Below are 14,241 nucleotides of genomic sequence, written 5' to 3' on the forward strand. Positions count from 1 at the left end.
ATTTAACAGAGGGTTTGAATTATTTGTTTAGGCCACCATGATTTTAAGCGGCTGCGCCACAGCATTTTTTATATTTTTTACCAGATCCACAAGGGCATGGTTCGTTGCGACCTACTTTTGTCACAATACGTTGCTCTTGACGTGGGTTCATATCGCCATGGGAATATAACCAGCGATCGCCTTCTTTTACGAAAGTACTTACTTCGTGGTGTGCGTGATGTTCTGGTCCTACTTTGAAATTCGCAACGAATTCAACAGTGCCTGTCGTGTCGTCTTTGCCACCGCCTGTTGTATTGCGAACTTCTAATTTTAACCATTTCGCGTTTTCCGCCCAAGTTTTAGTTTCTTCGGCATCATAGTCGCTTTTACTTTCTTCTGTCAGCGTATCTTCTAAATATTGTAATTTATCGACGACAAAAGCACTGTAACGGGAACGCATAACTTGTTCTGGAGTTTCTGCAATAGCGCCATTATGAAAGGGGGCGCAACAAGCGTCATATTCAGCATGAGAGCCACAAGGACATTCAGACATTTTTTTAATCCTAATCAGATAAAATCTAGTTAATTTTCTGTTGTCCTTTTGCCTTTAGAGGTCTGGGATGTCAAGATAATGCCTCAGAGAAGGGAGGTATTCTTCTCCTTGGGAAATGCTTCGTTTAAGGTGAAGAAATCGCGCTCTTCTCCGTCTACTCGCTCGCGTTTTAACGACAGGCCATAGTTGATCGATGAAAATAATTCAGGAGAGACCTCTTCACCTTTCGCCATTTTGATTTGCGCTGTAGCAGTGTCAAGACCTGCATTCAGCGCAAGAATGGATGCGCCACCAAAACGTAGATTGGCTTCAATAAAGATTGGATTACCTGAATCATCCAAGAAAGCTTGAATGATATTATGGCCTTTTAAGCCAAGTTTTTGCGCCAATAGAATTGCCATATTTTTAAGATGCAGCTGATTTTCTACTTGTGCCCATTTTGACTCCCCGTCAACCACACGCAAACGTCTGCGACAAACGGCCTCTAAAGGGGTGGAATTAAAATCCAATAATACATCAATTGTGTATTCTGGATAAGCTATTAATGGATGTAGAAGTTGCTTTTGAGATTTTGTAATCAGAATAGCATCTTCTAAGCTTTTTATTAAGTATGCACCTTTGCTTCCGGAAGAATATCTAGGGCGCGTATAATAAAGAAGTTCTGTCCCAGATACCTCATTTAGTATTGGAATTGTTTTCATCCCAAAGCTATTTACAAGTTCAGAAAAACGTAATTTATCTTGGCAAATTTCTATTGTTTCAAGTGATGGAAGCGGTAGGACGCAATCAAGCTTGTTGAGGTCAGCTTTTAGTTTAGCAAGCGGTATTAGATCGCCATCACGTGATGGAAGAATTAGACGAATACCGTTTTCTTTTACTGCCCGAAGCAATGATTTTTTATAATCTGGATCGGCGACATGAGGAAGTTGGATTAAGGCATCTACATCTCTGGATGCAGGAACATCGAGATTCAAGTCGCTACCATAACATCGCCAATTTTCTTTATGTGCCGCGGTTGTAAAAGTTTGAACCATTGGACGTTTGTTGTTGATACTTGTGATCAATAAGCTCACGAATTTGTATCCTTTTTAAACATGGTCAGATCTAAAGGTGTGCCTGAAACAATATCCTTAATAAATCTTTGACCTATAACACTCTCATAATATCGTGTATGCAAACCTTGTGCCGGACGGATACTGCGAATGTGCTCTGGAGTGATAATATCACCGGCCTTTGCGTCTTTGACGACGTAAAGCGATCGACGAAATTTTAGACCTACCTGCTCTTTTTTCGTTGGTTCGAGCTTGGCTTGACCAAGACTTGATTGTGCATTTTTCACCTGCTCTACCATCTCTTTAAATTCATATGGCTCAAGTGAGAAGGCAGCGTCAGGGCCTCCGTCTTTTCTGGATAAAGTAAAATGTTTCTCAATGACACAGGCACCCAACACTGTACTAGCAATCGGGACAGTAGAGCCCAATGTATGGTCTGATAGACCAATAGGGCATTCAAACTTTTGCTGCATCATAGGGATAGCAAGAAGATTGGCTTCTTCAGCTAGGGCTGGGTAAGAGGCTGTGCATTTTAGTAAAATGAGCTCTTTGCAACCATGCTTACGTAGGGTGGTTACCGCTTCTTCAATCTCCTTTTCTGTCGCCATGCCAGTTGAAAGAATAACAGGCTTGTTTGTATGTGCGACAATTTTTAGGAGTGGTAAATCCACAAGTTCGCTACTCGCGATCTTATAAATAGGAACATCAAGATTTTCCAAGAAATCAACAGCCGTTGGATCAAAAGGAGCAGAAAATGCATCTAAACCTAAACGTGACGCTTCCTTGAAAATTGGCTCATGCCATTCCCACGGTGTATAGGCTTGTTGGTACAAACTATACAGATCAGTACCTTCCCAAATAGTGCCATCAACTTGAAATTCTGGACGATCAGATTTGATCGTTATTGTATCAGGTGTGTAGGTTTGTAATTTAATGGCATCTGCACCCGCTTCGGCCGCAGCATGGACCAGTTTTATGACACGCTCAAAATCATGATTATGGTTCGCAGATAATTCAGCAATAAAATATACAGGTTCGTTTGTTCCTACTTTTTTATTATTAATTTTAATGAACTGAGACATTTAGCTGTTTATCTCGCTTTCGAAGATTAGATTTCATAATTTTGCGTTTGCATTCGCTTTACCTTTAGATATAGCTTAGCTTTAATACCTCATGCAACGGATTTGCTGCGAATGTTGGTGGCGGGGGAGATATGGTTCGGTTTTGTATGCATAGATTACTATGTCATATAAAGAGGTCCCAAACTTTGATAGCGCTTATTGTCGGGACTATCGCTATACAGGCGCAAATTGCTTCTGCGGATGAAGAACACGTATCTGCGTTGGTGTATGACTTTCCGCCCTATTATCAATTGGAAGAAGACGGCAGTTATTCGGGTCTTGGTATCGAATTGTTAAGGACTATGTCAGAGCTTTCGCCTGATTTTGAATTTCAGATCATAAATGCGAGCCCGCGCCGCCGTCATATGATTTTTAAAGATAAAAAAGTTGATATCTCTCTCTTTGATCAAGCGAGTTGGGGGTGGTCCGATATGAATGTAGATCATACATCAATCTATATGCGTGGAGGTGAAAAATACATCACTAAGAAGCAGAACGGAGAGTCGCAAGAGACGCTTTTCGATAATCTTAAAGATAAACGAATTGCAGCAATCCTAGGGTATCACTATCTATTTGCAAATTTTAATGCGGATCCACTATTTCTAGAAGAAAATTTTGAAATAACTTTAGTTTCCAAGCAAGATCAAATTATAAAGATGGTGCGCTCTCGTCGTGTAGAGATTGGAATTGTGACTGAAGCTTTTTTGCAGCGATATCTTGCCCGACGTCCGTTCCTTAAAGATAAATTAATTATATCTGACTTCTATGATCAAGAGTATGAATTTGTAGGTATTCGGCGTAAAGATGCGAAAATTTCCCTATCAACGTTAGATAGGCTGATTGCGGCAGCTATGAAAGCAGAAGATTTTCAGTTAATTCTGGAGGTAAATGATATTATGACGATCAATGGAAACTAGATATCATGTTTTTACAGGAAGTTTAACTTTGAAAATAGCACCTTTATCCGGTTTGTTTTCAACCCAGATCTGACCATCGAAATGTTCAATAACGCCTTTTGATATTGCAAGGCCCAAGCCACTTCCTGTTGGACGATTAGGCGTGTCTTCATCCGCACGTGCGAATTTATCGAAAATCATTTCATGATCAGCTTCTGGAACACCTGTTCCATTATCTTCCACAGAAATTAGGTATGAATTTTTAATCACATATGCTGATATTTTGACATAAGGTTTAGTCTTGTCGCAAAATTTGATCGCGTTGGATAACAAGTTTAATAGGACCTGTAAGAGGCGATCCTGATCCACGGAAACCTTTACGAATACCTGTGAGATATCTGTTTCAAGTTGCGTATTGTTTTCACGTATCATTCCATCAATTGAGGCGATTGCATCATCTATAACTTGCCTTGGATCGATATCCTTCATATGCCAAACCATATGACCTGCTTCAACGCGTGCAAGATCTAAATGTTCGTCAATCAATCGAGTGAGGCGCATGCTTTCTTTCATAATGATATTTAGAAACTTGGAGGCTTGTTCAGTATCTAAATCTTTATGATCGGATAAAATTTCAGAGAATGATCTTATTGAAGTTAATGGGGTTCTGAATTCATGACTCACTACCGTCAAGAAATCATCTTTAAGACGATCTAATTCCTGAAGCTGATCATTAGCAAGACGTAACTCAGAGGTAAGTGTTTCTAGTTCATTGGATTTTTGTTCTAACTGTTGACTATATTCAATGACTTGCGATGTCTCTTGCAGCATGGCCATCACTTCATCAAATGGGACGACTTCACCTTTAACCACAGATGAAACGACGATCCGGGCGGAGGCCGCCCCGATTGAAGAAGCTAAAAGTCGTTCAGCAAAGGCAATTGTATCAGCATCTGCCGGGCCTTCTTTTTTCCAGTTTGGCCCGCGTGTTATTTGGTAGCGTGTAAAGACATCATAAGTACGCTGGCCACCAAGAAAACGTTGAACAAGATTGTATAGGTCTTGTCCGCGAACGGCACCTCGCCAAACCCGTGTTTCTTTATCTGTTGGATGATGGAATGCATTCACAAATAAAGTGGCCTGAATACGTTCAATTGTGCCTTGGTCCGTGAAGACTGAAGTGATAACAAAGCCGCCGATATTAAAAATCATGCTCCAGAATAAAGCGTGGGTGAGCGGTTCCATGCCTGTCACGCCGAATAGATGTTCTGGGTGTAGCCAATCAATTCCCCAAGGGCCTGTGAATACAAAAGAGGGGTCCAGCCAACCAAAGCGTGCAATAGATGGAGCAAATAACGTATAAAACCAAACAATGAAACCTAGGATAAGGCCGACTTGTGCACCTTTTTTATTTCCGCCTTTCCAGAATAATCCGCCGACCATTACCGGTATGAATTGCGCAGTTGCCGCGAAAGAAATCAAACCGATTGACACAAGTGCACTGCCAGAGCCGGAAGTTCGATAATAGAGATAACCAAGCATTAACACGCAGATGATACTAAAGCGACGGGTGGTTAGAAGAACGCCTGTTAAATCCATACGCGCGTTAATACCAAGCCAATTCCATCTGAGGAGGGCAGGAATGACTAAGTCATTACAAACCATGGTAGATAAGGCGATCGTCGCAACGATCACCATGCTGGTAGCCGCGGATAATCCGCCAATATAGGCGATGAGGGCTAATGATTCCTGATTGTAATGCAGTGGCACAGTTAATACGAAGAAATCCGGATCGGTGCCTGCTGGAAGTAAGTCTAATCCGGCAAGTGCAATTGGTAAGACAAAAATATTCGTCAGCAACAAATAGGCAGGAAACATCCATGAGGCTGTTCTGAGGTGATCTTCATCAACATTTTCTACGACCGTCATTTGGAACTGTCGAGGCAGTGCGATAATTGCAGCCATGGAGAGTAACATTAGTGTTAACCATCTAGGCCCAACATCGCTATCTAAAGTTAAAATGCGTGCTGTATCTGGCATGGATTGGGCTTTGTTAAATAAATCTTCAAAACCGTTATAGAGGCCAAAGACAACAAAAATGCCAACAGCTAATAAGGCGAATAATTTGAAGAAAGATTCAAAGGCAACAGCGGCAACGACGCCTTCGTGATGTTCGCTGGCATCGATATGGCGTGTCCCGAAGAGGATTGCAAAAGCGATCAGTAAAACGGTTACCCAAAAACCTGTATCGCGTAAAACAGATTCACTGGCATCAAGAATGTTGGAGCTTTGAACAACTTCCCCAACTCCTGTTAACACAGTAAAGCTGGTCGTGATGGCTTTTAGTTGTAGAGCGATATAGGGTGTCGTTCCGATTACGGCAATTAGGGTTACGATTACTGCTAGTCGTCCGCTTTTGCCGTATCTGGATGAGATGAAATCGGCGATGGAGGCGAAGCCATATGACTTTGTGATGCGAACCATTTTTCTTAAGATGAGCCACCATCCTAAAAAAACGACGGTTGGCCCAAAGTAAATGGTCAGAAACTCCAATCCACTACGCGCCGCATAGCCAACAGATCCATAAAAGGTCCATGTTGTGCAATAAACCGCGATAGACAAGGTGTAGACGATCGGATTTCGAAGTAAGCTGTTTCCCTGACGTGCAAGTTTGTCACCCCACCAAGCGATCATGAAGAGGAGTAACAAATATCCAAATGATGTAATGACAACAACTGAGGTGGATAACATTAGTCTTGTTTGCCTCCATCTTCAGAAGTTGAAGAAGGTGGTAACGGCTTTTTTGCATAAACCAACTCAGATTTAATTAGCCTGTTGGTAAGTAATTTGCCAAGAATGATCAGGAAAACCCAAATGACAAAGGCATAGAAGTAAAGAGTTGGAATGCCCCAGATTTCACTTTCATCATTAAATATTAATAAAATGGGGGGCGTTAACAAAAGAAAGCCAATGACAGGTAAAGCAAGGGCACGTTCGTTTAATTGATCTAGGCTTGCCATAAGAGTTTCTTTCTGCTCAGGAGTTGAGCATTTCCTTCACTTTGTCAACGACTTCTCGTGTTGAAAAAGGTTTGGTCATAAAAGCAGTCACACCAATTTCATGGGCTTTTTCTTGATCAATTGGACGGTTCTTCGCAGTTAACATTAATATGGGGATATGTTCACTTGCTTGGTGGCTACGGATATTTCTTGCAACCTCAAATCCGTCACAACCGGGTAGCATCACATCCAGAATCATAACATCGGGGATAGCTTCTTTGACAAGCTCAATAGCTTTGGGCCCCTCACGCGCAATACGGACGTCAAAACCCGCTGTTTCCATAAGAAAATTTAATGCTTCGACAATACTGTCGTCATCTTCAACAATTAGCACAGAATGCGTCATTGTCTAGCCTCCCCGCGATGCGTCCCTGTTTGCATCATATGAGATTTAGGAAGAGCCATTTATTGTTATTTCGGCTTCTTCTTTTTATTTTTTTGAGGCGTAACGATAGCCTCGAAAAAAATATTTGTCACGTTTTAGGATTAACTTATCTTCAAAAAGCGACTTAAAATTGTAATTTGGTTTAAGTCTCTACGAAGTCATGGGCTCTTTGATTGCAATTCTCCATATGGCATTGGCGGCAGGTTAATCCAACATTTGTGATGGAATCGGCATTTTCGCGATCTAGGCCATCGGCATAGACTAGGCGGTCTGCATAGGTGGCATCGCAACCAAGTAAGATGGAATAGATGCTGCGTGGTTCTTTAAAAGCAGCCCCCAGTTTTGTAACCGTGCGTGCGATAAACAAATAAGTAGACGTATCTGGCGCTTTTACTAACTGAGACTTAATGTTGCCCGGGGTTAGAAAGGCGGAATGGATCGCCCATCTTGGGCAAATGCCACCGTAACGCGGGATTTGCAACCCAGAGGCCGAAAATCGTTTTGAAATATTGCCTGCAATGTCGCTGCGAACGAAGTGAAAAGGAACGCCTTCTTCGCCCGGACGGCGCAGAGTTGTTAAGCGATGACATACTTGTTCCCAACTTGCCGCATAGAGTTGTTGGATCATTTCGATGTCATGACGCAGATCGGTCACAGTTTGTAGGAAGCTACTGTATGGAAAGATTAAGGCGCCCGCAAAATATCCGTGAAGAGATTCTCTTGCGCGTTGACGGGCTTTATCTGTGGTCAGTCGGGGAGATGCGACTAGCTTTTCAACTTCTTCATGCGCGTCAAGCCGACTGATCATTTTGGCCGCTTCAAATCGGCTTGCTGTCAAGGGGGCTGCCTTTGAAATATATAGGCTGCGAGTTTCTTCGTCCCAAATGCTGTTCTTTTGATCTAGTTTTTCCGGGGTTTCCCGATGAAGCTCAACATTATGTTTTTTCTTTAAATAGCTGATGATGTCTGCAAGAAAAACGCCATGGTCCGGATCTGTTTCGACCTTTGGACGTAGTTTGTCTGCAAGTGTCTCCAGGCTGTCAAAGTAATTGCCATGATCATAAAGTAAATCATCTACCTCATCAGCAGGTAGCATGGTTTGGCGCGCGCCTTCAAAGCTGTTTAGGAAGCTGAACATTTCACTTGCAGCGCTGGAAAGTCGTTCACTTTCTTCTGCCATGGATTCTGTGAACTTTTCTCTTTGTTCCTGACTCATATCGCTATGATCATGAAGAATTTCGGCAAAGGATCTTATGGATGTGATGCGTGAAACAACGTCGTGGGCAGCATGGGCGAGAAACGGATCATAACTGATCCGTTCAGATAGAGCGTCGATTTGTTCATTAGCTGAACGGTAGGCCCGATATAGAGCGACCATGGCGCTGGCCATGGTTGGGGCAACGCCAAGAGTTTTGGTGATGTCCTGTTTGTCTAGGTTGGTTTTTGTAAATAATGGATCGCCACCAATTTCTTCCAAATCAGCAAGTAGGCGTGCTTCCTCACTACCTGTCAGGTCTGCAGGGGGGACTTCTAACGCTTCGGCAAGGCGTAAAAGCAAGGCGCCGCCAATAGTTCGCCTGTTGTGTTCTATTAAGTTGAGATAGGCGGCTGATACGCCAGCATCACCTGCTAGTGCAGCTTGTGTTTTACCTAAATCCTTACGAATAGTGCGGATGCGATGCCCCAATAATGCACGGCCAGCCATGATGTAATCCTGATTTTTCTAATATTTTATTTATAATGGCAAAAATTTACAGATTTACAAGTTTGTAAATTTTTCATTTAAATTGTTAACAAAAAACTCTTTATACTTCAATATGTTGTTGAAATATTTTCTGGCCCCCTCATAATTCGCAACATCTCCATCTCTAAAAATAAAAATATCGGATGGGTTCGGGTGTCTTCGGGCACGTCATTGAATAGATGTATGAACATCAATAGGGAGGCTTTTAGCCATGAAATCAATTATTACTCGTCGTGGACTGTTGAAGGGAACAGCTGCCGGTGCAGGTGTTGCGGCGTTGGGCTCTGTTGCGCCAACTCACTTCATCAAGAATGCTTGGGCAGAAGAATTTCGCAATGACCCAACAAACAAGTCTGCAATTACATTAGGTTTTAACGTACCACAATCTGGTCCATATGCGGATGAAGGTGCGGATGAACTTCGTGCATACAAGCTTGCAGTTAAACATCTGAACGGTGAAGGCGATGGTGGTATGTTGAATACCATGAAGCCACTTTCCTTGAAGGGTAATGGTATCCTCGGTAAGAAAGTTGAATATGTAACAGGTGATACGCAAACCAAATCTGACGCGGCGCGTGCTTCTGCGAAACGTATGATGGAAAAAGATGGTGTGAGCATGGTTACAGGTGGCTCATCTTCTGGTGTGGCTGTGGCTGTACAAGCACTATGTCAGGAAATGGGTGTTATTTTTATGGCAGGTTTGACCCACTCCAATGACACAACAGGTAAAGATAAGCGTCGTTATGGTTTCCGCCACTTCTTTAACTCCTACATGTCTGGTGCAGCACTTGGTCCTGTATTGAAAGATGAATATGGTACAGAACGTCGTGCATATCATCTAACAGCTGACTATAACTGGGGTTATACAACAGAGGAATCTGTGAAAAACACAACTGAGGCTCTTGGTTGGGAAACAGTTGCAACAGTGCGCACACCTGTAGGTGCTGGTGACTTCTCTCAATATATTACACCTGTTTTGAATTCTGGCGCGGATGTGTTGATCTTGAACCACTATGGTAAAGACATGGTGAACTCATTGACACAAGCTGTATCCTTCGGTCTTCGTGATAAGCAAGTGAATGGTAAGAATTTTGAAATCATCGTTCCGCTATTCTCTCGTTTGATGGCGCAAGGTGCTGGTGACAATATTAAAGGTATTTTGGGTACCACAAACTGGAACTGGTCTTTACAAGATGCCGGTTCGCAAGCATTTGTTAAATCTTTCGGTCAGGAATACGGTTTCCCACCATCGCAGGCAGCGCATACATGCTATGTTCAAACATTGCTTTATGCGAATGCATGTGAAATGGCTGGTACTTTCAACCCTGTTGAAGTTATCAAAACACTTGAAGGCTTTAGCTTCGATGGTATGGGTAACGGGGCTACAGAATATCGTGCTGCGGATCACCAATGCTTCAAAGATGTATTGGTTGTACGTGGTAACGAAAACCCATCTAGCCAATTCGACCTTCTTCAGGTTGTACAACAGGTGCCTCGTTCTCAGGTTGAGTACGATCCATCTATCTTTGGCGGTGAATTAGGTCCTTATAAAGCTTAATCCGCCAATATGAATGTTCCTGCCCCTTCACGGGTTTTATCAGAAGGGGCAGAACTTTCATTTATCTCGCTGCATAACTTTTTTTCAAAGCAATTATTCAGGGCAAAGGCCTGTTTAGGAATAATAACGCTACACTTGTATGCAGTGTCATCTAAAGCTGAGACAAAGACCAATGGATGCAATATTTTTACAAATTTTAAACGGGCTCGATAAAGGGGGGGCATATGCCCTGATCGCGCTTGGTTTGACCTTGATTTTTGGTACATTGGGTGTCGTGAATTTCGCACATGGTGCGGTATTTATGTTGGGTGCATTCTGTGCCGTTACGCTCAATAAAATTCTTACCCTCTCTCAACGTGTTCGCGATGAGAGTGTGACATTCTTTGAAGCATATAAAGAAGTTCCTTATCTGGAAGTTTGGTTCGGTGAGACAGGTTCTACCCTCATTGAATATTCAGTTCCTATTTCCATTTTAGTTGCAATTCCGGTCATGTTGTTAGTCGGTCTGGCGATGGAGCGTGGCTTATTCCGCTTCTTCTATAACCGTACCCATGCGGAACAAATTTTGGTTTCCTTTGGTTTGGCGATCGTGATTCAGGAGATTGTGAAAGCCTTTTACGGTGCAAATCCAATCCCTCAAGCGCCACCTGAGATTTTTTCAGGTAGTGCTAATATTGGCGCAATGTTAGGGATGAGCGAGGCTATTGTTTATCCTTGGTGGCGTCTTGTTTACCTGGTCTTTGCAGGCATTGTTATTGCTGCTGTATTCTGTTTCTTACAGTTTACGACCTTCGGTATGGTCGTGCGCGCAGGCATGATGGATCGTGAAACTGTTGGTTTATTGGGTATTAATATTGAACGTCGTTTCACAATTGTATTTGGCTTGGCTGCTGTTGTAAGTGGTTTGGCAGGTGTGATGTATACCCCGATTTTACCACCTGATTATCATATGGGTATGGACTTCCTGGTTCTTTCCTTCGTGGTTGTGGTTGTTGGTGGTATGGGCTCCTTAGGTGGCGCGGTTGCTGCGGGCTTCTTGTTGGGTGTGTTGCAATCTTTTGCAGCAATGGCAGAAATAAAGGCCATTATCCCAGGTATTGACCAAATTATTATTTACCTTGTTGCGGTTGTCATCCTGTTGGTTCGTCCACGTGGATTGATGGGTCGTAAAGGCGTGATGGAGACCTAAGACAATGATAGCACCTACTACTCCTCGCAAAGACATGGTGATGTTTATCGTATTTGCGATAGCGATCTTAACTTTGCCAATCTGGATGGCCCCACTTGGTGGCAGTTATCCAGACCTTCTGCAGAAATTTGCTATCTTTGGCTTATTTGCTGTTGGATTTAACATTCTGTTTGGTTTAACCGGTTATTTATCCTTTGGTCATGCAGCCTTCTTAGGTGTGGGTTCATATACTGCAGTTTGGAGCTTTAAACTGTTAAGTATGAACATTTTGCCAGCCATTTTCTTTGGCATGATTACATCTGGTTTATTTGCATTGATTATCGGTTATGTAAGCTTGCGTCGTTCCGGGATTTATTTTTCAATTTTGACATTGGCTTTTGCGCAAATGTCTTACAATCTCGCTTATTCCGTTTTGACACCGATTACTTATGGTGAAACAGGTTTACAGCTTGCACAATATGACCCACGTATCTTGGATGCAGAGGCGACTGTTGAAGGTGGTGGTATTCCGCTGACCAACCTCTTTGGATTGGAAATGCAAGGCTGGCCGGGTTTCTATTTCTGTGCAGTCGTTTTGATTATTGGTTTCTATATTGCGATGCGTATCACACGGTCTCCGTTTGGTATGATGTTGTTGGCTGTGAAATCAAACCAGAACCGTATGAATTACACAGGCTTGAACACACGTCCTTATACATTAGCTGCATTTGTGATTTCCGGTATTTATGCAGGATTAGCTGGCAGCTTAATGGCGGTGACTGACCCATTGGCTGGTGCAGAACGCATGCAATGGACTGCATCCGGTGAGGTGGTATTAATGACCATTTTAGGTGGCGTTGGTACATTGCTTGGCCCTGTGCTTGGCGCCGCAATTATTAAATATTTCGAAAATATCTTCTCTGCGATTAATGAAAGTGTACTTCACGCATTCTTCAGCTTCCTTCCTGATTTTATTGAGAACGGGTTGGTAAATGTTGCAAGTCTGTTTGTCGGTAAGGGCTGGCATCTAACCTTAGGTGTGTTGTTCATGGTGATGGTGATCTTCCTACCAGGTGGGGTTATCGAAGCTTATGATCGTATTCGTAAACGTTTCTTTTCAAAAGAAACGCGAAGCTCTGCGGCACCGCAGGCTGGCGATGATTAATCCGTGACCAACTAGACTTAGGAATTCTGTTATGAAGATATTAGAAGTAAGTAACGTCAATAAACGCTTCGGTGGTTTACAGGCCCTTGATGACGTTAATTTGACTGTTGAACAAGGTCACGTGCATGCGATTATCGGACCAAACGGCGCGGGTAAATCTACTTTGCTAAACTGTTTCGTTGGTCGCTTGATGCCAGATACTGGCAGTGTGATCTTTGATGGAACTTCCCTTTTAGGGTTAGCGCCACATGAAATTAACCAAACAGGTGTGTCCCGTGTATTCCAAACACCGGAGATTTTTGAAGATCTGTCTCTTTTGGATAATCTGATGATCCCTGCACTGGCAAAACGTGATGGTGCCTTTACGCTAAATGCTTGGGGTCGTGTTGATCAAGATGCCGAAATTCGCGATCAAGCGGAACATATGTTGGAAGATGTAGGGCTTCAGGATAAACGTCATTTGCAATCCGGTACCATGTCCCGTGGTGACAAGCGACGTTTGGAACTAGCTATGTGTCTAGTGCAAAATCCGAAGTTGTTACTTTTGGATGAGCCTACAGCGGGTATGTCCCGTGCAGATACCAATAATACCATTGATCTTTTAAAGAAGATTGGTGAGCGCGGTATTACCAAAGTGATTATTGAACATGACATGCATGTTGTATTTTCATTAGCAAATCGCGTGAGTGTATTGGCACAAGGTCATGTGATTGCGGAAGGTACACCTGAAGAGATGAAAGAAGATCAACGCGTGAAAGACGCATATTTGGGAGCAGGTCATGAGTAAGAATGTCGCAAAGAATGCACCAGCTTATTTCTCCTGCTGGGATCTGAAAGCTTACTATGGTGATAGTTATATCGTTCAAGGTGTCAGCTTTGATATCCATGAAGGTGAGGTTTTAGCGTTATTGGGCCGAAACGGTGCGGGTAAAACATCTACCTTACGGGCAATTGCGCGTATGGATGACCCTATGCTGACCCATGGGGAAGTTTGGTTAGATCATAAACCACTTCATGATATGAAATCTCATGAAGCTGCTCAAAATGGTATTGGTTTGGTGCCGGAAGATCGTCGTATTATTCCGGGATTAACTGTGGAAGAAAACCTTCAACTTGCTCAAATCGCAAAACCAAAAGGTTGGTCGATTGAGCGTCTATATGAGCATTTCCCACGTCTTGCTGAACGTCGTAATCAAGAAGGTGTTACCTTGTCTGGTGGTGAGCAGCAAATGTTGGCCGTGGCGCGTGCATTGGCGCGTGATGTGAAACTGTTATTGTTGGATGAGCCTTATGAAGGTCTCGCACCTGTGATTGTCCAAGAAATCGCAAGCATTGTTGAAGAAATCCGTAACCATGGATTAACCACAATTATCGTGGAACAAAATGCTGTCGCTGCGTTGAAGCTGGCTGATCGTGCGGTGATCTTGGATATGGGCCAAGTTGTTTATGACGGTACTGCACAAGAAGTATTAGAGAATGAGGAACTTCGTCACGAATATCTCGCGATCTAAAAATCCTTAATTGATTTCAGAAATACTGGTAACTTTCCCTTGAGTTACAC

The 14,241-nt window shown here is 42.9% G+C and carries 13 protein-coding genes; 6 read left to right on the plus strand and 7 right to left on the minus strand.

Going from position 1 to position 14,241, the window contains the following annotated elements; genetic code table 11:
- Positions 1-43: 43 nt before the first annotated feature.
- From ACOQOA_RS13220 to pseI, 3 genes are all read right to left on the minus strand, one after another.
- Positions 44-532: a YchJ family protein gene (locus tag ACOQOA_RS13220; RefSeq protein WP_420549091.1), complete on the minus strand. Its 489-nt coding sequence runs from the start codon at positions 530-532 to the stop codon at positions 44-46.
- Positions 533-615: 83 nt separating this feature from the next.
- Positions 616-1,605 (minus strand): ATP-grasp domain-containing protein, encoded by a 990-nt coding sequence (locus ACOQOA_RS13225; protein ID WP_420549092.1) that lies wholly within the window; start codon positions 1,603-1,605, stop codon positions 616-618.
- Complete coding sequence (pseI, locus tag ACOQOA_RS13230) at positions 1,602-2,666, minus strand: pseudaminic acid synthase (RefSeq protein ID WP_420549093.1); 1,065 nt, start codon at positions 2,664-2,666, stop codon at positions 1,602-1,604. The genes ACOQOA_RS13225 and pseI overlap by 4 nt, the downstream gene beginning before the upstream one ends.
- A gap of 185 nt (positions 2,667-2,851) precedes the next feature.
- Here pseI and ACOQOA_RS13235 point away from each other — a divergent pair, with 185 nt between their 5' ends.
- Entirely contained in the window at positions 2,852-3,622 is a 771-nt protein-coding gene (locus tag ACOQOA_RS13235) for a substrate-binding periplasmic protein (RefSeq protein ID WP_420549094.1), read from the plus strand.
- Between the two features lie 3 nt (positions 3,623-3,625).
- Here ACOQOA_RS13235 and ACOQOA_RS13240 read toward each other — a convergent pair whose 3' ends face one another.
- The 4 genes from ACOQOA_RS13240 to ACOQOA_RS13255 form a co-directional block, all read right to left on the minus strand.
- On the minus strand, positions 3,626-6,352 hold the full coding sequence (locus tag ACOQOA_RS13240; protein WP_420549095.1) for an ATP-binding protein: 2,727 nt from the start codon (positions 6,350-6,352) through the stop codon (positions 3,626-3,628).
- Complete coding sequence (locus ACOQOA_RS13245; protein ID WP_420549096.1) at positions 6,352-6,621, minus strand: hypothetical protein; 270 nt, start codon at positions 6,619-6,621, stop codon at positions 6,352-6,354. Before ACOQOA_RS13245 ends, ACOQOA_RS13240 begins: the two co-directional genes overlap by 1 nt.
- Positions 6,622-6,637: 16 nt before the next feature.
- Positions 6,638-7,006 carry a response regulator transcription factor gene (locus ACOQOA_RS13250; protein ID WP_420549097.1) on the minus strand — a complete coding sequence of 123 codons (369 nt, stop codon included), beginning with the start codon at positions 7,004-7,006 and terminating at the stop codon, positions 6,638-6,640.
- A 181-nt stretch (positions 7,007-7,187) separates the two neighbouring features.
- On the minus strand, positions 7,188-8,750 hold the full coding sequence (locus tag ACOQOA_RS13255; protein ID WP_420549098.1) for a helix-turn-helix domain-containing protein: 1,563 nt from the start codon (positions 8,748-8,750) through the stop codon (positions 7,188-7,190).
- Positions 8,751-9,000: 250 nt separating this feature from the next.
- On the opposite strand from ACOQOA_RS13255, the gene ACOQOA_RS13260 reads away from it, so the two are divergent.
- From ACOQOA_RS13260 to ACOQOA_RS13280, 5 genes are all read left to right on the plus strand, one after another.
- Positions 9,001-10,347 (plus strand): substrate-binding protein, encoded by a 1,347-nt coding sequence (locus ACOQOA_RS13260; protein ID WP_420549099.1) that lies wholly within the window; start codon positions 9,001-9,003, stop codon positions 10,345-10,347.
- A gap of 172 nt (positions 10,348-10,519) precedes the next feature.
- A complete protein-coding gene (locus tag ACOQOA_RS13265) occupies positions 10,520-11,536 on the plus strand; it encodes a branched-chain amino acid ABC transporter permease (protein WP_420549100.1) in 1,017 nt (338 codons plus the stop codon).
- A gap of 4 nt (positions 11,537-11,540) precedes the next feature.
- A complete protein-coding gene (locus ACOQOA_RS13270; protein WP_420549101.1) occupies positions 11,541-12,680 on the plus strand; it encodes a branched-chain amino acid ABC transporter permease in 1,140 nt (379 codons plus the stop codon).
- Between the two features lie 31 nt (positions 12,681-12,711).
- A complete protein-coding gene (locus ACOQOA_RS13275) occupies positions 12,712-13,467 on the plus strand; it encodes an ABC transporter ATP-binding protein (protein ID WP_155154664.1) in 756 nt (251 codons plus the stop codon).
- Positions 13,460-14,191: an ABC transporter ATP-binding protein gene (locus ACOQOA_RS13280; protein ID WP_420549102.1), complete on the plus strand. Its 732-nt coding sequence runs from the start codon at positions 13,460-13,462 to the stop codon at positions 14,189-14,191. Before ACOQOA_RS13275 ends, ACOQOA_RS13280 begins: the two co-directional genes overlap by 8 nt.
- The last annotated feature ends 50 nt before the right edge of the window (positions 14,192-14,241 follow it).

It is taken from the genome of Curvivirga sp., from assembly GCF_965219885.1.
In the GTDB taxonomy this organism is placed as follows: domain Bacteria; phylum Pseudomonadota; class Alphaproteobacteria; order UBA8366; family Aestuariispiraceae; genus Curvivirga.